General features: G+C 61.1%; 16 protein-coding genes. 10 read left to right on the top strand and 6 right to left on the bottom strand.

Annotation, left to right across the window (positions count from 1 at the left end; translation table 11 throughout):
- The first annotated feature begins 210 nt into the window (after positions 1 to 210).
- On the top strand, positions 211 to 2,808 hold the full coding sequence (locus tag MKZ87_RS08795; RefSeq protein WP_266200636.1) for a hypothetical protein: 2,598 nt from the start codon (positions 211 to 213) through the stop codon (positions 2,806 to 2,808).
- 43 nt (positions 2,809 to 2,851) lie between these two features.
- On the opposite strand, the gene MKZ87_RS08790 is transcribed toward MKZ87_RS08795, so the two are convergent.
- The 4 genes from MKZ87_RS08790 to MKZ87_RS08775 form a co-directional block, all read right to left on the bottom strand.
- Positions 2,852 to 3,136: a YceK/YidQ family lipoprotein gene (locus MKZ87_RS08790; RefSeq protein WP_266200634.1), complete on the bottom strand. Its 285-nt coding sequence runs from the start codon at positions 3,134 to 3,136 to the stop codon at positions 2,852 to 2,854.
- Positions 3,129 to 3,776, bottom strand: coding sequence for a flavin prenyltransferase UbiX (gene ubiX / locus MKZ87_RS08785; protein ID WP_266200632.1), 648 nt, complete (start codon positions 3,774 to 3,776; stop codon positions 3,129 to 3,131). The genes MKZ87_RS08790 and ubiX overlap by 8 nt, the downstream gene beginning before the upstream one ends.
- Positions 3,773 to 5,122 (bottom strand): UDP-N-acetylmuramate:L-alanyl-gamma-D-glutamyl-meso-diaminopimelate ligase, encoded by a 1,350-nt coding sequence (mpl, locus tag MKZ87_RS08780; RefSeq protein ID WP_227233645.1) that lies wholly within the window; start codon positions 5,120 to 5,122, stop codon positions 3,773 to 3,775. Before mpl ends, ubiX begins: the two co-directional genes overlap by 4 nt.
- A gap of 192 nt (positions 5,123 to 5,314) precedes the next feature.
- Positions 5,315 to 7,231 (bottom strand): sigma-54-dependent Fis family transcriptional regulator, encoded by a 1,917-nt coding sequence (locus MKZ87_RS08775; RefSeq protein ID WP_266200630.1) that lies wholly within the window; start codon positions 7,229 to 7,231, stop codon positions 5,315 to 5,317.
- A gap of 299 nt (positions 7,232 to 7,530) precedes the next feature.
- Here MKZ87_RS08775 and MKZ87_RS08770 point away from each other — a divergent pair, with 299 nt between their 5' ends.
- The 9 genes from MKZ87_RS08770 (at position 7,531) to MKZ87_RS08730 (ending at position 16,901) form a co-directional block, all read left to right on the top strand.
- Positions 7,531 to 9,051 carry an aldehyde dehydrogenase family protein gene (locus tag MKZ87_RS08770; protein WP_085703098.1) on the top strand — a complete coding sequence of 507 codons (1,521 nt, stop codon included), beginning with the start codon at positions 7,531 to 7,533 and terminating at the stop codon, positions 9,049 to 9,051.
- A 297-nt stretch (positions 9,052 to 9,348) separates the two neighbouring features.
- Entirely contained in the window at positions 9,349 to 10,719 is a 1,371-nt protein-coding gene (gene eat / locus MKZ87_RS08765; protein WP_085703097.1) for an ethanolamine permease, read from the top strand.
- Between the two features lie 80 nt (positions 10,720 to 10,799).
- Positions 10,800 to 12,194 carry an ethanolamine ammonia-lyase subunit EutB gene (locus MKZ87_RS08760; RefSeq protein ID WP_234206034.1) on the top strand — a complete coding sequence of 465 codons (1,395 nt, stop codon included), beginning with the start codon at positions 10,800 to 10,802 and terminating at the stop codon, positions 12,192 to 12,194.
- Complete coding sequence (eutC, locus tag MKZ87_RS08755; protein ID WP_371917917.1) at positions 12,191 to 13,024, top strand: ethanolamine ammonia-lyase subunit EutC; 834 nt, start codon at positions 12,191 to 12,193, stop codon at positions 13,022 to 13,024. Before MKZ87_RS08760 ends, eutC begins: the two co-directional genes overlap by 4 nt.
- 116 nt (positions 13,025 to 13,140) lie before the next feature.
- On the top strand, positions 13,141 to 13,602 hold the full coding sequence (locus tag MKZ87_RS08750) for a GNAT family N-acetyltransferase (RefSeq protein WP_007958617.1): 462 nt from the start codon (positions 13,141 to 13,143) through the stop codon (positions 13,600 to 13,602).
- 227 nt (positions 13,603 to 13,829) lie between these two features.
- The gene (locus MKZ87_RS08745; protein ID WP_085697631.1) at positions 13,830 to 14,480 is read left to right on the top strand and encodes a DedA family protein; all 651 of its coding nucleotides are present in this window, start codon (positions 13,830 to 13,832) and stop codon (positions 14,478 to 14,480) included.
- 4 nt (positions 14,481 to 14,484) lie between these two features.
- The gene (locus tag MKZ87_RS08740) at positions 14,485 to 15,297 is read left to right on the top strand and encodes a zinc-dependent peptidase (protein ID WP_085703095.1); all 813 of its coding nucleotides are present in this window, start codon (positions 14,485 to 14,487) and stop codon (positions 15,295 to 15,297) included.
- 114 nt (positions 15,298 to 15,411) lie between these two features.
- The gene (gene ppa, locus MKZ87_RS08735) at positions 15,412 to 15,939 is read left to right on the top strand and encodes an inorganic diphosphatase (RefSeq protein ID WP_007933577.1); all 528 of its coding nucleotides are present in this window, start codon (positions 15,412 to 15,414) and stop codon (positions 15,937 to 15,939) included.
- Positions 15,940 to 16,160: 221 nt separating this feature from the next.
- Positions 16,161 to 16,901, top strand: a complete 741-nt coding sequence (locus MKZ87_RS08730; RefSeq protein WP_085697633.1) for a S24 family peptidase — start codon at positions 16,161 to 16,163, stop codon at positions 16,899 to 16,901.
- Positions 16,902 to 17,572: 671 nt separating this feature from the next.
- Here the strand turns inward: MKZ87_RS08730 and MKZ87_RS08725 are convergent.
- Positions 17,573 to 18,385, bottom strand: a complete 813-nt coding sequence (locus MKZ87_RS08725; protein WP_085697634.1) for a YfaP family protein — start codon at positions 18,383 to 18,385, stop codon at positions 17,573 to 17,575.
- Between the two features lie 3 nt (positions 18,386 to 18,388).
- Complete coding sequence (locus tag MKZ87_RS08720) at positions 18,389 to 20,008, bottom strand: DUF2300 domain-containing protein (RefSeq protein ID WP_085703094.1); 1,620 nt, start codon at positions 20,006 to 20,008, stop codon at positions 18,389 to 18,391.

Genomic DNA, 20,008 nt, shown 5'->3' with positions numbered 1-20,008 from the left:
ATGAAGCAGTTCAACGCAGATCCAGACCATCATCTTTCAATGAAGTCAGAGGATCCGGTGTTGAACTGCTCTCTGAAATGAGCCGAATCGATTCGACAACCGCGCCCTATCTATCTACCACACGCCCCTCCCCCTTCATGGATAACGTGCCCTCCAGCACACCTGCATCCGTCATGTCGTCATCGGACGGCCCCCGACAGCAGGTAATCAATGAAAGGACGCCTGATGGCACCCAAAAAGACCACACCGAAAGGCACCCGCGCCCCCGGCACTCCAGCCGATACATCGATCCCCCTGTCGACTCCGCGACTTGAGCGTCCAGGCCAGATCCGGCCTGCGGGGCCGGACGCCAATCCCTCCGGGCAACAGCATTCGACACAGCTGACCTCAAGCGAATCATTGCCCGGGTTACTGATCCAGGACCTGGCTCCCGCAGTCCGGGAGAGTACGTCCTCCGATAGCCTTCGCCCGGCCGAAAACATTCTTGAGTACGCGCTGCCACCACAGGAGCGAACGCTTTTGCCTGCCGTCATGACACAAGGATTGCGTATCTACCGGGGGCGTATTTACGCCGAGGTTCAATACACCTCGACCGGTACCGTCATGGTGGGCTGGGACGACGGCGCCGGAACCTATCGAGCCATGCGACCAAAGGAAGCACACCCCTCCGGCCCGGCCCTGCATTTCGACTCACAAAGCAATACCTGGCGAGTTGGCGAGCCACCCGAAACCGGCGTTCTGATCGAATCTGCGGCCCATCGACCGGCAGTCAGCTCGCAGGACACGTCACAACAGGCTCTTGCGCCCCTCACACAATCAAACACGCCACCGGTTTACATCGACACCCGGCATTACGTGTGGGACAGCGCCACGACTCACCACCATGGCTACGTGGTCATGCACCGGAAAATGCGGCTGGACGATTCCGTCGGACCTCGCTCGCACCACGCCTTCCGGGACGATAACGGATCGTTTGTCAGTGTTGAGCGACCTGCTTATCCCATCGATCAGCCAGCCCGATTGCTGTCCGCCTGGACGGACCGCGACATCTGGAATCTCTACGGACTGCAAGGCACCGATATCACCCGCTTTCGCACCGAAGCCCACAGCACCGGCAAGAAGCCTCAGTGGGCCAGAGTCCGGCCAGACCGGATGGAAAACGTTTATCTGTATGACGAGCTTCGTCGCTGGCTGGGCCCGGACATGGATCGCGATATGTTCAACCGGCTTCTGGAGCATCAGAAACGCACACCCGCCGAGTGGGTGAAACACCTTGAATCGGTCTCCCTGCACCGCGCTCCAGCTGACCAGCAATCCCCGTTGCCGCAACGGTCGACAACCCAAACACACGTCCAGGAATCGCCGTTGCCACGCCAGCCAGACCCTGACATTTCCGAGACGAGGGACACCCCTGCGACGACGTACGGTGATCAGCGCCACTACACCTGGGATCTCGACAAGTCGAACTTTCACGGTTATGTCGAGATGCAGCGCAAACCTGGCCTGGATGACAGTCACGGACCGCTCACTCAACTGGCGTTTCGTGAAGGTGCCGGACTGATCGTCGTCAAAGCCACCGATTATTCGATCCATCAAGAAACCGTCCTGCGCCCCTTCTGGCGGGACGTCGACATCTGGAATCTTTACAGGATCGAAGGGCCCGACATCGTGCGCTTTCGTCGGGACGTTGCGCTTCATCAGAAACCGCCTGACTGGGTCAAACAACGCAAATACCCTTCCCGGCGCGAAAAACTGATCGACTACCTGAGGCTGTGGACCAATCCTGACTCACCGCTCAAATCACGAGAGCAGGTTCTCGCCCGGTTCCAGCCCTACAACCTCTCCGTCCAGCAACTGGCGAAATTGTGCAAGGAGTTGTCGCCAACCGGGCAGTTCAAGAATCTGATCAATGATGAGCTGCCCGGGTGGGTCAGGACTCATCAAGAACGCACCCGCCGGGTGACCAACGAAAAACTCTTCGATCCGTTTCTGCCGGAAATCCATGCAGAAATCATCCGACTGAGAAATCAGGGAGAAGGCACCAGCCTCTTGAAGGCCAGCCTGACCGATCCCTTCTTTCAAGGGCTGTTGCGCATCAGCGGCTTTAAACGCAACAAGCACAACTACCTGTACAGGACCGATACGCCCGCCATGTTCAAAGTGGATAACCGGACACCTTTCGAAATAGCCCGGCCCGCGGCCATGGTCCCACAGGCAATATCGGCAAGGGGTGCCACAAGCGAGATACCTGTCAGTGCAATGTTCAGCCTGAAGACCGCCATGGGCTTTGCGAATGAAACCATGGGAATAGCAGGCAAGGGAGCGCACCAGCCAGTCAACGGTACCTCGACGCCCCCTGCTCAGCGCATCCAGTTTTGCTACCTGCTCGATACCCGCAATGTCGAGGTCGTAGCGGGGCAAGACAATCGCGTCTACAACCCGACGCGACTCGAACGAAGCCCTGCGGACGGCACAACGTGGTTCCCGAGCATGAAGATGGAGGGTCATGTTTCGATGTCGTCGATCGGCTTCACGTCGAGGCGCGTCTGGCTGGTCAACTCAAGCATGACTCGCGCGGCGACAGTGGAAGACATCCATCTGCAGGCGCTGACACGCGCCACTGGATCGGATCAGAACGCCGTTGACGCCATCGAGGCACGCACACGGGCAGGGGAATTGAACCGGAATGAATATGACGAGTTGATCGATGACGTGGCGACAGCCGGAAAACGCATTATCGAGTTGCCGGCAGGACAGGACGTTTTCTCCAACCACATCGTCTTTCCGCCCGAAACGATCACGCTGTAGGACGTTTCAAAGGCTCGACCCTGCGGGGTCGAGCCTTTGATTCTTACAGTCCGCCAGTCGCCTGAAACCCTACACCGATCACCGTCAGCAGTGACAACGGCAACAGCAGCGTATCGAGCAGTGCGCTGGCCGGCAGATCCACTCCGGGATAGCTCGGGGCCTCGGCGCCGAACCGGTCCATCGCACAACAGCCACCGTTCAGGGCGTACAGGTCCAGCCTCGTGCCGGCATACACCACTGGCGCACCGGGTTTGGCGGCATCCAGCGTGCGTGCGGTGGCGCAGCCGGTCAGTTGCACTATCAGCAGGATCGCCAGCAGCTTATTCATCGCTGCTCAGATGGTGCTCACCCCAGCGCGGCAGCATGTCCTGGGGAATGCCCAGCAGATTGAGAATCCGCGCCACCACGAAATCGATCAGGTCATCGATGGTCTGCGGCTGGTGATAGAAGCCCGGCGAGGCTGGCAGGATGGTCACGCCCATGTTCGACAGCTTGAGCATGTGCTCCAGGTGAATGCTCGAATACGGCGCTTCGCGCGGCACCAGAATCAACTGGCGACGCTCCTTCAAGGTGACGTCCGCCGCCCGTTCGATCAAGTTGTTGCAGGCGCCGGTGGCGATGGCCGACAAGGTGCCGGTCGAACACGGCACCACCACCATCGCCGCCGGAGCGCCGGAGCCCGAGGCCACCGGCGACATCCAGTCTTCCTTGCCGTAGACCCGAATCTGTCCGGCGGCCGCGCCGGTGTATTCAGTGAGGAACGCCTGCATCATTTGCGGCTTGGCCGGCAGCGACACATCCGTCTCGGTGGCCATCACCAGTTGCGCGGCCTTGGAGATCAGGAAGTGCACCTCGCGATCCTCGCGCACCAGACAGTCCAGCAGGCGCAAACCGTACTGGGCGCCGGACGCGCCGGTCATCGCCAGCGTGATGCGTTCCGGGCCGCCGTCACGGGAAAAAGTGCTCATTTCAGCGCCTCGGCGAGTTTGCCATGCAGGCCGCCGAAGCCGCCGTTGCTCATGATCACCACATGGGTGCCGGGCTGGGCCTGGCTCTTCACGCGCTCGATGATGCCTTCCAGCGAGTCGCTGACAATCGACGGCACCGTGCACAGCGCGGCGGTGCCGGCCAGATCCCAGCCGAGGTTGGCCGGGGCGTACCAGATCACCTGATCGGCATCGACCACGCTGTCCGGCAGACCGTCACGGTGGGCGCCGAGCTTCATCGAGTTGGAGCGCGGTTCGATGATCGCGATCAGCGGTGCATCGCCGATGCGCTTGCGCAGGCCATCAAGGGTGGTGGCAATCGCGGTCGGGTGGTGGGCGAAGTCATCGTAGATGGTGATTCCCCGTACTTCCGCGACTTTCTCCATCCGGCGCTTCACGCTCTTGAACGCGCTCAACCCGGCGATGCCCATCGACGGCACAACGCCGACGTGACGCGCCGCCGCCAGAGTGGCCAATGCGTTGGCGACGTTGTGCTGGCCGGTCAATTCCCACTCGACCACGCCTTGGGGCACGCCTTCGAACATCACTTCGAACGCCGAGCCGTCGTCTTTCAGTAACTTGACCTGCCACTGACCGCCAGCACCGGTGGTTTGCACCGGGGTCCAGCAGCCCATCTCGATCACACGCTGCAGGGCCGGTTCGGTGGTCGGGTGAATCACCAGGCCTTCGCTGGGGATGGTTCGCACCAAATGGTGGAACTGCCGCTCGATGGCTGGCAAATCAGGGAAAATGTCGGCGTGATCGAACTCAAGGTTGTTGAGGATCGCCGTGCGCGGACGGTAGTGGACGAACTTCGAACGCTTGTCGAAGAACGCGCTGTCGTATTCGTCGGCCTCGATCACGAAGAACGGCGTGCCGCCCAGACGCGCCGACACCGAGAAATTCTGCGGCACGCCGCCGATCAGGAAGCCCGGGCTCATGCCGGCATGTTCAAGCACCCAGGCGAGCATGCTGCTGGTGGTGGTCTTGCCGTGTGTACCGGCAACCGCCAGCACCCAGCGCCCTTGCAGCACATGGTCGGCCAGCCATTGCGGGCCGGAGACGTACGGCAGGCCTTTGTTCAGCACATATTCCACTGCCGGGTTGCCGCGGGACATGGCGTTACCGATCACCACCAGATCCGGTGCCGGATCGAGCTGCGCCGGGTCGTAACCCTGGGTCAGCTCAATGCCCTGGGCTTCGAGCTGAGTGCTCATCGGCGGATAGACGTTGGCATCGGAGCCGGTCACGTGATGGCCCAGCTCTTTGGCCAGAACCGCCATCGAGCCCATGAAAGTCCCGCAGATACCCAGAATATGAATGTGCATAGTCGACCTCGTAAAACATGGCCGCAGGTTAGCGCAGGGAGGGGGAAATGGCACTCTTTAGCTGATCACCCGACATGATCGTTCCCACGCTCTGCGTGGGAATGCAGCGCAGGACGCTCTCGTCCAAAAGCGGACGCGGAGCGTCCGGGGAGGCATTCCCACGCAGAGCGTGGGAACGATCAGCACGAAGATTCAGGCGGTTCGGGCAATCCCGTGCTTGCGCAGCTTTCTATAAAGCGTATTGCGACTGACGCCCAACTGCTGCGCCGTGTGGGTCATGTGCCAGCGGGTGTGCTCCAGGGCATTGAGCAAGGCCATCCGCTCGGCATCTTCCAGCGGATGTTCGGACGACGACTCATCGACCTTGACCAGGAGCGGCTGCACCTGCCGGAACATCGCGGGCAGATCATCGAGCCCGATCCGACCTTCATCGCACAACGCCGCCAGCGTGCGCAGCACATTGCGCATCTGCCGCACATTGCCCGGCCAGTTGAACCCGAGTAATGCCTGACGCGCCGGCTCTTCGATCAGGATCGTTTCCCCGCCTGCCTCTTCGGCCAGCAGGAAATCCAGCAACTGCGACTTGTCACTGCGCTCGCGCAACGGCGGCAACGCGACTTCCAGCCCGTTGAGCCGGTAGTAAAGGTCTTCACGGAAACTGCCGTCGCCAACCCGCTCCAGCAGATTGCGGTGAGTGGCGCTGATGATCCGCACGTTGACCGCTTCCGGCTCGCCCCCGATCGGCACCACTTGCCGGTCTTCGAGCACTCGCAGCAGTCGGGTCTGCAAGGCCAGCGGCATGTCGCCGATTTCATCAAGGAACAGCGTGCCGCCATCGGCCTGCTGCAGCTTGCCGCGCATGCCGTCCTTGCGCGCGCCGGTGAAACTGCCCCCGCGATACCCAAACAGTTCGCTCTCGATCAGGCTTTCGGGAATCGCCGCGCAGTTGAGGGCGACGAACGCTTTGCCGGCGCGCTGACTGGCGTTATGCACAGCCTTGGCGAATGCCTCTTTGCCGGAACCGGTTTCGCCGTTGATCAGCAGTGGCACGTCGCGTTCGAACACTCGCAGCGACTTGCGGAAATCTGCCTGCAACGCCGCATCACCGAGGCAAATACCTGCAAGGCGCGGCGCCTGGACAAGCGCGGGAGCCGGCGCGACCGGCAACGGCCGACGGGTTTCGCCGCGCAGCACCGCAAACAGATGCCGACCGTCACGGGTGCGCAACGGCCAACTGGCGCTGGCATTGGCACTGGCGCGCCCGAGCAATTCATCCAGCGAACAATCGAAAAACGCCTCCACCGGTTTGCCGAGCAAGCCGCCGCGAATATGCCCGAGCAGGTTCAATGCACTCTGATTGACCGCGCTGATCCGCCCTTCCCCGTCAAACGCCAGCAGCCCTTCGCTGAACAGCCCGACGGATTCGGCCTGGAGATGGAAACGCAGCAACCATTGGTTATCGAAGCAGCGCAGGAAATAGCAGCTCTCGATCATCTTCGCCGACAGATTGACCAGTGCCATGGTGTGGAACTGGCTCTGGCGCGAGACGTCGTGTCGCGCCGAGGAAACGTCGAGCACCGCCAGCAGTTCGCCATGCGGGTCGAACACCGGGCTCGCCGAGCAGGTCAGGCCGGTGTGGCGGCCGCGAAAGTGTTCGTCTTGATGAATGGTCAGGGCCTGGCGCTCCACCAGGCAGGTGCCGATGCCGTTGGTGCCTTCGCAGGCCTCGCTCCAGTCGGAGCCCAGCCACAGGCCGGCGCGTTCAAAGATCTTGCGTTCGGCGGGGGCGGTGACGCAGTTGAGGATCACCCCGCGCGCGTCGGTCAGCAGTACCGCGTGGCCGGCGCCGGAGAGCTGTTGATGCAGGCTGCTCATTTCATTGCCGGCGATCTGCAACACCTGTTGCAACCGTTCGCGGCTTTCAAGGACACGACCGTGTTCGAGCACGGTCGGCGCCATGGTCAGGGCCGGGTCGAGGTGATAGTCCTCAAGACAACGCAGCCACGAGCGGGCAATCGACGGGTCGGCACCGGGACCATGCAGGTGCGGTTTGCCCTGGGTGACGGTGAGAACCTGTTGGGCATGGCGACTCAAATGGTTGTCGTGCATTTCTTATTATTCTCCCCGAGGCTCATCGGCCCATGCGTGAAGTGGTGCCCAGCATCCTCCAGCCAACCGGTCTTTGCAATGCTGGCAAGACTGCCCGGTCACGGGTTGTGCCAGAAGCGGTACAAACTGTCACCCAAGCTGTACCGATAGCGTCACAGACGCTTGCCACTTGTCCGACGGGAATCGCGCAAGGCCTTGATTTGCCTGACCTGCACGGCAGTGGCCCGACCTTTGCTCTACGCTTATAGCAAGCGCTCATGCGCGTCTCTCTGATAAATACAACAGCCAAGGAGAACATCATGCGTTACGCTCACCCCGGTACTGACGGCGCCAAAGTCTCGTTCAAGAGCAAGTACGGTAACTACATCGGCGGCGAGTTCGTCGCGCCTGTCAAAGGTCAGTACTTCACCAACACCTCGCCTGTTAATGGCCAACCGATTGCCGAATTCCCGCGTTCCACGGCCGAAGACATCGAAAAAGCCCTGGACGCCGCCCACGCTGCCGCCGATGCCTGGGGCTCGACTTCCGCCCAGGCACGTTCGCTGATCCTGCTGAAAATCGCCGACCGCATCGAGCAGAACCTCGAAACCCTGGCGATCACCGAAACCTGGGATAACGGCAAAGCCATCCGCGAAACCCTCAACGCCGACATCCCGCTGGCGGCCGACCATTTCCGCTATTTCGCCGGGTGCCTGCGCGCCCAGGAAGGCAGCGCCGCCGAGATCGATGGCAACACCGTGGCCTATCACATCCATGAACCACTGGGCGTGGTCGGCCAGATCATCCCGTGGAACTTCCCGATTCTGATGGCCGCGTGGAAACTCGCCCCGGCCCTCGCCGCCGGCAACTGCGTGGTACTCAAGCCTGCCGAGCAAACCCCGCTGGGCATCAGCGTGCTGCTGGAGCTGATCGGCGACCTGCTGCCGCCGGGCGTGCTGAACGTGGTGCAAGGGTTCGGCAAAGAAGCCGGCGAAGCCCTGGCCACCAGCAAGCGCATCGCCAAGATCGCCTTCACCGGCTCGACGCCGGTCGGCTCGCACATCATGAAATGCGCTGCCGAGAACATCATTCCGTCGACCGTTGAGCTGGGCGGCAAATCGCCGAACATCTTCTTCGAAGACATCATGCAGGCCGAGCCAAGCTTCATCGAAAAAGCCGCTGAAGGTCTGGTACTGGCGTTCTTCAACCAGGGCGAAGTCTGCACCTGCCCGTCCCGCGCACTGGTTCAGGAGTCGATCTATCCGCAGTTCATGGAAGCGGTGATGAAAAAGGTCAGCCAGATCAAACGGGGTGACCCACTCGACACCGACACCATGGTCGGCGCCCAGGCGTCCGAGCAGCAATTCGACAAGATCCTTTCGTACCTGGAAATCGCCAAGGGCGAAGGGGCCGAACTGCTGACCGGCGGCAAGGTGGAAAAACTCGAAGGCAACCTGGCCTCCGGTTATTACATCCAGCCAACCCTGCTCAAGGGCACCAACAAAATGCGTGTGTTCCAGGAAGAAATCTTCGGCCCGGTGGTGAGCATCACCACCTTCAAGGACGAAGCCGAAGCCCTGGCAATTGCCAACGACACCGAGTTCGGCCTGGGTGCCGGCCTCTGGACCCGCGACATCAACCGCGCTTATCGCGTGGGCCGCGCCATCAAGGCCGGTCGCGTGTGGACCAACTGCTACCACCTGTACCCGGCGCATGCCGCGTTCGGCGGGTACAAGAAGTCCGGCGTCGGCCGTGAAACCCACAAGATGATGCTCGACCATTACCAACAGACCAAAAACCTGCTGGTGAGCTACGACATCAACCCGCTGGGCTTCTTCTAAAACCTCGGGGCAATACAGGGAGTCCTGTGTTGCCCCTTAAACAGCCATCGCTGGCAAGCCAGCTCCCACAGGTTTTGGTGCTGCTGGGGCTTGCGCAGATCCTGGTGGGAGCCGGCTTGCCAGCGATAGCGTCCTGACTGACACACCACAAATGGCCTGGCCGCTCTGGCACGGGCCTTGCGTACCTGTCATTCAGGATTTGCATGAACACTGCCGCTGCGTGAACAGCATCCACCCACTCAACCGCTACACCTGAAAGTCCAACAGATCGAACAATAAAAAAGACAGAGAGGACTTATGACTTCCACCACACAGCTCAAACCCACACTCGGCACCCTGCACCTCTGGGGCATTGCCGTCGGCCTGGTGATTTCCGGCGAATACTTCGGCTGGAGTTATGGCTGGGGCACGGCGGGAACCCTGGGTTTCCTGGTCACGGCCCTGATGGTCGCGACCATGTACACCTGTTTCATCTTCAGCTTCACCGAACTGACCACCGCGATTCCCCATGCAGGCGGGCCGTTTGCCTACAGCCGCCGGGCGTTCGGCGAGAAAGGCGGATTGATCGCCGGGATCGCCACCCTGATCGAATTCGTGTTCGCCCCGCCGGCCATCGCCATGGCCATCGGCGCGTATCTGAATGTGCAATATCCGGGGCTCGACCCCAAACTCGCGGCAGTCGGTGCGTATTTCGTGTTCATGACGTTGAACATTCTCGGCGTCAGCATCGCTGCGACTTTCGAGCTGGTGGTTACCGTGCTCGCCGTCGCCGAACTGCTGGTGTTCATGGGCGTGGTGGCACCGGGCTTCAGCTTCAGCAACTTCGTGCTGAATGGCTGGTCTGGCGCCAATGAGTTCACGATGGGCTCGATTCCCGGCATTTTCGCGGCGATCCCCTTCGCAATCTGGTTCTTCCTAGCCATCGAAGGCGCGGCCATGGCGGCCGAGGAAGCCAAGGACCCGAAACGCACGATTCCACGGGCCTACGTCAGCGGCATCCTGACCCTGGTGTTCCTGGCCATCGGCGTGATGGTGATGGCCGGCGGCGTCGGCGACTGGCGCCAGTTGTCGAACATCAACGACCCGCTGCCGCAGGCGATGAAAGCGGTAGTCGGCAACAATTCGACCTGGATGCACATGCTGGTGTGGATCGGTCTGTTCGGGCTGGTGGCGAGTTTCCACGGGATCATCCTCGGCTACTCGCGGCAGTTCTTCGCCCTGGCCCGGGCCGGTTACCTGCCGAAAGGCCTGGCGAAACTCTCGCGTTTCCAGACCCCGCACCGGGCGATCCTGGCCGGCGGCGTGGTCGGCATCGCGGCGATCTACAGCGACGGACTGGTCAATCTGCAAGGCATGACCCTGACGGCGGCGATGATCACCATGTCGGTGTTCGGCGCCATCGTGATGTACATCATCAGCATGCTCAGCCTGTTCAAACTGCGCAAAACCGAGCCGAATCTGGAGCGCACCTTCCGCGCGCCGGGCTATCCGGTGGTGCCGGCCATCGCGCTGTTCCTGGCGCTGGTGTGCCTGGTGGCCATGGCCTGGTTCAACACGCTGATCGGCTGTGTATTCCTCGGTTTCATGGCCGCCGGTTACCTGTATTTCCAGCTGACCGCCAAACAACGCTCCGAAGCACCGGCAGACGCTATGCTCGAAAGTGTCTGAACGTTATCCGGATTGCACCGGCACCGGGCCTCAGGCTCGGTGCCTGCACTAAAAGCATTCATTCAGGAGGAACGCGCCCAATGGCCGCATTTGCCCATACCGTCGGCGCCCAGACCTACCGCTTCGACAGCCTCAAGGACGTGATGGCCAAGGCCAGCCCCGCGCGCTCCGGGGATTTTCTGGCCGGCGTCGCCTCGCTCAACGATGGCGAGAGGGTGGCCGCGCAAATGGCACTGGCCGATATCCCGCTGACTCATTTCCTGCAGGAAGCGCTGATACCCTACGAATCCGATGAAGTCACCCGACTGATCATCGACAGCCATGACAAACAGGCCTTTGCGGTCGTCAGCCATCTCACCGTTGGCGGCTTTCGCGACTGGCTTCTGAGCGAAGCGGCCGACGAGTCCAGTCTGCGAGCACTCGCACCCGGCCTCACGCCGGAAATGGTCGCCGCCGTGTCGAAGATCATGCGCGTGCAGGATCTGGTACTGGTGGCGCAGAAGATCCGCGTCGTCACCAAATTTCGCGGAACCCTCGGCCTGCGTGGAAGGTTATCCACAAGGCTGCAACCCAATCACCCGACCGATGAACCGTCCGGCATCGCGGCGAGCATTCTTGACGGCCTGCTGTACGGCAACGGCGACGCCATGATCGGCATCAACCCGGCCACCGACAGCATCGCCTCGATCTGCGCGATGCTGGAAATGCTCGACGCGATCATCCAGCGCTACGACATTCCGACCCAGGCCTGTGTGCTGACCCACGTCACCACTTCTATAGAAGCGATCAACCGTGGCGTGCCGCTGGATCTGGTGTTTCAGTCGATTGCCGGCACCGAAGCGGCCAACGCCAGTTTCGGCATCAACCTGAACATTTTGCGAGAAGGTTATGAAGCGGGCCTGAGCCTCAATCGAGGCACCCTCGGGCAGAACCTGATGTATTTCGAGACCGGTCAGGGCAGCGCGTTGTCGGCCAACGCCCACCACGGCGTCGATCAGCAGACCTGCGAGACAAGGGCCTACGCCGTGGCGCGCCATTTCAAGCCGTTCCTGGTGAACACCGTTGTAGGATTCATCGGCCCGGAATACCTCTACAACGGCAAACAGATCATCCGCGCCGGCCTCGAAGACCACTTCTGCGGCAAGTTGCTCGGCGTGCCGATGGGCTGCGATATCTGCTACACCAACCACGCCGAAGCCGACCAGGACGACATGGACACCCTGCTGACCCTGCTGGGCGTGGCCGGGATCAACTTCATCATGGGCATTCCCGGCTCCGACGACATCATGCTCAACTACCAGACCACCTCGTTCCACGACGCGCTCTACGCGCGTCAGACCCTGGGCCTGAAGCCGGCACCGGAGTTCGAGCAGTGGCTGGCGAACATGGGCATCTTCACCCAGGCGGACGGCAAGGTCCGCTTCGGCAACAACCTGCCGCCGGCTTTCCGCCAGGCCTTGGCGCAACTGGGATGAGTCAGATGGAAAAACCGCCCGTCGATCCGCAAAACCCGTGGCTGGAGCTGCGTCGCCTGACCCCGGCGCGCATCGCCCTCGGTCGCACCGGCACCAGCCTGCCGACCCGCGCACAACTGGATTTCCAATATGCCCACGCGCAGGCCCGGGACGCAGTGCATTTGCCGTTCGATCATGCCGGGCTCAGCGCCCAACTGGCTGAACGCCGGCGCGAAAGTCTGCTGCTGCACAGCGCGGCGGTGGATCGCAACAGCTACCTGCAACGCCCGGATCTGGGGCGAAAATTGAGCGATCAATCCGCCCAGACCCTGCGCGACTACGCCCAGACGCATCCGGGCGGTGTAGATCTGGTAATCGTTGTGGCGGACGGTCTCTCGGCGCTGGCGGTGCATCGGCATACCCTGCCGTTCCTGACCCGACTGGAGGAACAGATGAGCGCCGACCAATGGTCGACCGCGCCGGTGGTGCTGGTGGAACAAGGGCGGGTGGCGATTGGCGATGAAATCGGCCAATTGCTGGGCGCCAAAATGGTCGTGATGCTGATCGGAGAGCGTCCGGGCCTCAGTTCGCCGGACAGCCTGGGTTTATATTTCACCTACAATCCAAAGGTCGGTCTCACGGATGCTTACCGCAATTGCATCTCCAACGTGCGGCTGGAAGGGCTCAGCTACGGTATGGCGGCGCATCGCCTGCTGTACCTGATGCGCGAAGCCTGTCGGCGACAGCTGTCGGGCGTCAATCTGAAGGACGAGGCGCAGGTTCAGACGCTGGAATCGGAAGCCGGTGCAGACATGAAGAGTAATTTCCTGCTCGATCCGCCCCCAGCCTGAACCGTTTCCGCATTGCCTTTCTGCGCAGGTTTGAGGCAGGATCGATTCACGGCCGCCCGGGTTTCCCATCGCCGTCAGAGCACGTGAAGACAGCCACTTGAAGGACGAGACCTACCATGCGGATTATCCAAGCGACCCTCGAACACCTGGATTTGCTGACCCCGTTGTTCGTTAAGTACCGCGAGTTTTACGGCTCCCTGCCCTATCCGGACTCGTCCCGGGCGTTTCTCGAAAAGCGCCTGCGACGCAAGGAATCGGTGATCTACCTGGCGCTGGCCGATGACGACGACAAGAAACTCATGGGTTTCTGCCAGCTCTATCCGAGCTTTTCCTCCCTGTCGCTCAAGCGCGTGTGGATCCTCAACGACATCTACGTCGCCGAAGACGCCCGCCGCCAACTGGTGGCCGACAACCTGATCCGCACCGCAAAGAAAATGGCCAAGGAAACCCAGGCTGTGCGCATGCGCGTCTCCACCAGTGCCGACAACGAAGTCGCGCAGAAAACCTACGAATCCATCGGGTTCAAGGAAGACACCGAGTTCAAGAACTACGTGCTGCCGATCAGCGACGAGCTCTGATCGCCGGGCGTACGGCGGGGAGGAAGCGAACGCCCTCCCCGGAATAAATTCCAACCCGACATTTGTTCACACCGACATTCCCCGCTACAAAACCAACACGCTTTTCACCCCTCAGCCCGTATAATCCCGATCTTTCCGGCTTGTAAGAAAAACTACACCCGCTTGTAGGCTTACACGAAGTCATCCGCACAGGCTTGCCGAGTCAGGCCATCACCACAGGTGCCTCCATGGATTTCAACCCGCTCGACCTTATCCTGCATCTCGACGTTTACCTCGACCTGCTGGTGAATAATTACGGGCCATGGATCTACGCCATCCTGTTTCTGGTGATCTTCTGCGAGACCGGTCTGGTGGTGATGCCATTCCTGCCGGGTGATTCCCTGTTGTTCATCGCCGGCGCCGTGGCTGCGGGTGGTGGCATGGACCCGGTGTTGCTGGCGGGGCTGCTGATGCTCGCGGCGATCCTGGGCGACAGCACCAACTACGTGATCGGACGAACGGCGGGCGAAAAGCTGTTCAGCAATCCGAACTCGAAGATCTTCCGCCGCGATTACCTGCAACAGACCCACGATTTCTACGACAAGCACGGCGGCAAAACCGTGACCCTGGCGCGCTTCCTGCCGATCATCCGCACCTTTGCACCGTTCGTTGCCGGTGTCGCGAAGATGCCTTACCCGCGTTTCTTCGGTTTCAGCGTGTTCGGCACCGTCCTGTGGGTCGGCGGCCTGGTGACGCTCGGTTACTTCTTCGGCAACGTGCCGTTCATCAAGAAGAACCTGTCGCTGCTGGTGGTCGGCATCATCCTGCTGTCGCTGGTACCGATGATCATCGGCGTGATTCGCAGCCGTTTCGGCGGCGCCAAAGCCCAATCGCACTAAGCCGATGTGGTCGCTGAGCGCCTGGCGCCGCCGGCGCATTCTGGCCAAGCACCCGATTGCCGACGATATGTGGCAGCGGGTGCGTCATCACCTGAGCTTTCTCGATGGCATCACTGCCGCGCAAGACCAGTGGCTGCGCGAAGCCAGCGTGCTGTTCCTCGAAGACAAACACCTGACCGCCCTGCCCGGCGTCGAACTGCATCAGGAACAGCGCCTGCTGCTCGCCGCCCAGGCCCAATTGCCGCTTTTGCATCTCGGCGACCTGAACTGGTATCAGGGTTTCCACGAGATCGTCCTCTACCCCGACGACTTCCTCAGCCCCCAACGCCATCGCGATGCCAGCGGCGTCGAGCATGAGTGGGACGGCGAACACAGCGGCGAAGCGTGGCAACAAGGGCCAATCATCCTCGCCTGGCCCGGCGTGATGGCCAGTGGTGGCTGGGAAGGCTACAACCTGGTGATCCACGAACTCGCACACAAACTCGACATGCTCAACGGCGACGCCAACGGCCTGCCACCGCTGCACGCCGATATGCGGGTCAGCGACTGGGCCGAGGTGATGCAGACGGCATACGACGACCTCAATCGCCAGCTCGACCGCAACCCCGATGCCGAAACCGCCATCGACCCGTATGCCGCCGAGAACCCGGCCGAATTCTTCGCCGTCACCAGCGAGTACTTCTTCAGCGCTCCGGATCTGCTGCACGAGGCTTATCCACAGGTGTATGCGCAGTTGCGCCTTTTCTACCGCCAGGATCCGTTGGCCCGCCTGAAGCAACTTCAGGCCACCGACCCGGTCTATCAGGCTCACGAGTAAAGGTCTGCACGACTTCCGGTACGTGGCGTCCACGGCAGAATATGCCTATAATCGCCGCCACTTTTTGGTCAATCCGGCCAAGTGTTTTTGGTCAACTAACGGGGGCAACGCCCAATGAGCTACAGCAAGATTCCGGCTGGCAAAGACCTGCCGAACGACATCTACGTCGCGATCGAGATCCCGGCCAACCACGCGCCGATCAAATACGAAATCGACAAAGACAGCGATTGCCTGTTCGTTGACCGTTTCATGGCCACCCCGATGTTCTACCCGGCCAACTACGGTTACATCCCGAACACCCTGGCTGACGACGGTGATCCCCTCGACGTACTGGTCGTAACCCCTTACCCGGTTGCTCCAGGTTCGGTAATCCGCGCCCGTCCGGTCGGCATCCTGAACATGACCGACGACGGCGGCGGCGATGCCAAAGTCATCGCAGTTCCGCACGACAAGCTGTCCCAGCTGTACGTGGACGTGAAGGAATACACCGACCTGCCAGCCCTGCTGATCCAGCAGATCGAGCACTTCTTCGCGAACTACAAAGATCTCGAAAAAGGCAAATGGGTGAAAATCGAAGGTTGGGACGGTGCAGACGCCGCCCGCGCCGCGATCACCAAGTCGGTTGCTGCCTACAAAGGCTAAGCCTCGCGACCTGCGACACGCTTGAAGAAAACCCCGGTTGATCCGGGGTTTTTTGTGCCTGGCCGCCCAGGGCTTAAACAGCTTGTTTATAGCGGCCTACAGAAAAGTTTTAGTGTGTGTAATTTCCCACAATGACGTCTTACATCCCGTCGCAAAATTTGCCCTGATTTTGAACGCAAGGTTTATTCAAACCGCTCTAGGCCGGCCGTAGACTCGCGTTTATGAGAAAGAACACTAGCGGTCCAAGATTCAAGGCACTCCTGGAAGCTGCGAACATCACCACCACGGGATTCGCAAAGTTCTGGGGCACGGAAGCCCAAAACGTTCATAACTGGTACACCCGGGGCGTACCCGCGTACCGCCTGGAAGAGGTCGCACGCCTGCTGTCCGTCAACAGCCAATGGCTGAAGACCGGCGAAGGCCCGAAAGAGGCCCCGCACCTGCATACGGACTCGGGCGACATTCTCGATGCCCATGCCATTCGCGGCGTCTACACGGTGCTCGAAACCAACGACATCGAATTGCCGCTCTACAAGGAAGCCCCCACTGCCCCTGGCTCCGACAAGACCCACGTCATCAAAGACCCGGACCAAACCATCCGCCTGCCCCGCAGCCACCTCGAAGCCCTGGAAATCCGCCACTCCGACGCCATCTGCACCCACATGATCGGCAACAGCATGGCCGAGAAAATCGAAGACGGCTCCACCCTCGCCATCGACCGCGGCCTCACCCAGGTGGTGGACGGCGAAATCTACGCCATCGAGCACGACGGCATGCTGCGCATCAAATACCTGCACCGCATGCCCGGCAACGCCCTGCGCCTGCGCAGCCACAACAGCGCCGAATACCCGGACGAAATCTTCCGCGCCGCGCAGATCGAGGAGCAGAGGATTCATGTATTGGGGTGGGTGTTCTGGTGGTCGACGCTGGGCAAGCGGCGACCGGTGGTGCCGTTTCTCTGACCCTCTGTCACTCCCGGCCCTTGGCTAGCCTGCAAAGAGGCCCGGCTACACGGTACAAATCCCCGCGTCCTGCCGCAGAAATCGCTCTAATCCGCACTTGAGACTGGGAATCCCCAACAAAACTCAGTATCCTGCGCCCCACATTCGCGCATCGACCCGCCAAGCGGCCCAGATGACGCCTGACGCGGCAGACCACTGTCTGACCAAGTCCCACAGCCGGACGCAAGATCCGGATGTACGTTTTGAAGGCTGGCGCGGTTTACCAAAAATAAACCAAGCCAGTCCCCGAGAAGCCGGCCACAAGCCGGCTTTTTAATGCCCGCAAGAAAACCAAATCTAATGCCCCAATATCTTCCTTGTTACCGTAATGGCAAAACTCATTACGGTGCTCCATCACGGACTCCTCAAAAATCCATAATGATGACTGTCAGAAGCCGCAACTCTCAGATAGGGATCAGTTACTGATCAAAGCCCAGTTACGCTGCAAGGAGGATGTGGCGCTTATCGCCGCAGTCCACGAACGTCTTGTCGCTCCTCAGCGAGTCAAGATAAGCCTGGATGAGTTGTAACGTCGAATCCAGCCAAGCCGTAGTTTCGCGAGAATTGGTACCGCAATCGGGCAATAAGCTGCTGCCCAATTCAACTGTGCAACAGCCCGTTGCACAATCCCCTCACGGATAACTAAACGCCTTCACCAACGTCAACTCCCCCACCGCCCGCATCGGCACCAGGAACGTCTCCATCTTCTCGCTGGGTGTCCCTTCCTCGGTAATCACCGTCACCTGCGCCGTAGTCAGCGGCTGTACCGCCTCTTCCCCACCTTCATCATCCCCGCGATAGCCACCGCCGAAGTAATTCACATACACCAGATACTGCCCCTTGATCGGCGCCGGCATGGCGAAGATTTCCGGGCCGTAACCGGTGGTCACGTCGACGTCCAGGGCCGCGCCGTTGGGGGCGACGCGATCGCCGTACCAGATGTGTGCGCCGTCGGGTGTGATCAGGTGCAGATCGAGGTCGGTGCCATCACTGTCCCACGCCAGCAACACCCGAAGTTTCGCCGGAGTGGCGCCGCCGCTGGTGTTGAGGAATTGCGTACGATGCCGTTGCTGACCGTCGGGGCTGCGGACTTCAACGCTGTTGCTGCCGTTGGGGAAGGAGAACGGGCGATCAAAGCGGCCGCTGTCGTCGATTTTCAGGGGCATGCTGACGCCGTTGACGATCAGGCGGCCGGGCTCTTTGTTTTTCGGGGTGGCCTTGATTTCGCCGCTGATGCGCGCGGTGTTGGCCTGGCCGAGGGGGGTGTTCACCGAGGAGGCCGGGTAGTTGACCGCCTGGCGAAAGCTCTCGCCCTCGCCTTCAGGCGCGCCGCTGCGCCAGCCGCCGACCGGGGTGTCGAGTTTGACGCCGTCAGCGGCGATCACCGGCGAAACAGCGGCGAACGCGCAAAGCAACAGCAAGACCTGTGGATAACGGTGTGTCATGGTCTATTCCAGCAAAAGGTGACGGGCGAGCCCTTCGATATAGGTTTCATCCTGGCCGTTGGGGTGTGCTTCAAAGGCCAGGTGCAGGTATTCGTGAGTCAGGTCGAGGCGATCCTGCAACGACAGCACGCCGCGCACGTAGATGCGCTGGCGTTCGCGGTCGACGAAGGGCCGGCCGAAGGCGAGTTTGCAGACGGCGAATGTGCTGACTTCGCTGTAGCCGGTTTCACCTTCCAGCTTCGGACGCCAGCCGCGCCGCTGCTTTTGCAGCCAGTCCTGCGCGGCGGGCAGCGCTTCGCAGGACGCCACCGGGTTGTCCCAACGGCTGAGGCTCGCGCGCGGATAAGCATGCAGCAGGATCGCGTCGTAACGCTGGCCGGCATTGGCTTGTTCGACGGCCTGCTGCCAGGCGAGTTTGTCGGGGCCGGGTTGATCGGAGTGATAGGTGACGGTGCTGCCGGCCAGCACCAGATCCGCCGTCCATGCTGCGATATTGCGCGATTCGGCAGAGGCCGGACGCGGGGCGACACGTTGCCGGGTGCTGCTGTCGTCGATGCTCAGACATTCGCCGTTGCGTGCGGCGTTTTGCAGCAGATACGTGCGGATTGCCACGGCCAATGCTTTGGCGGCTTCGGCCGGTTCGGGTTTGGCTTCACGCTCCAGCACGCGGGCGACGTATTCTTCGCGATCCAGCCGGGCGACCAGCTTGTCGTTGAGCAGAAACAGTTCGCCGTCGCTGTGGATATCCAGCGCATTGCCGTTGGCGAACTCGACGCGGTAATCGCCCTGCAACGGGCCGGAGCCAGCAACGCGTTCACCCGCCAGAACCCGCGAAACCGGATAACGCGAGAACAGTCCGACCTCAACGCAACTTCCCGCTTCCGCCGGCCATGATGCGAGCAACAACGTCGCCAGCGCCGAACCGTAATGCCGCAGAACCATCTGACTGGTGCCCCGGCCACCGGCCCAGATCGGCGATCCATCTGCCGTCCAGCCAGCGAAACCGCCCTGACGTGATTGCGGATCCTGATCGCCGAGCCAGCTCCAGGTCTTCACCCGCAAACGTCCGCCAAGCTCACCGACGACATTGCCATCCGCCGCATTCAAAACGACATCGAGCAGCACACGGCGCATCTGATCCTGAGCCGGCAGCCAAGACAAAACCTTCAACAAGTCAGCCACGGAAACCCGAGTAGCCGGTTGCACCGATGGCAAATCCAGCAACCACGACGGCGCCTGTCGCGTCTGCCAATAGGCTCTCCAGTCGCCAGCGGTTATGCCCAACCGCGCCGGCTCGAAATACAGCCCGCAGGATTTCACCAGCGCCTGATCACGCTCGATCTTGCCGCCCGCGGCGCAGCAATAGACTTCTTCCTTCGACTGCCCGCGGCATTCATAGGCCGGTTCCCGTGCGCCGGTATCCACCAGCCACGCGTAAACGATCACCTTCCACAGACTGCCCAGCGGCGTCTCCAGCGACGATGGCAACGGCTCGCGAGCAGTCATTTGCGCCGTGTTCAGCGACAACAATTCGCCCTTGTACGCCACGCGCAAAGGTTCATCCTGCGCCGTCGCCAGCGCAGGAATCACACACATCAGCAGCCACAGCAGCGGCCGGGTCAT

This window comes from Pseudomonas sp. MCal1, from assembly GCF_026341415.1.
GTDB lineage: Bacteria > Pseudomonadota > Gammaproteobacteria > Pseudomonadales > Pseudomonadaceae > Aquipseudomonas.
This window is presented reverse-complemented; position numbering and strand designations above follow the sequence as displayed.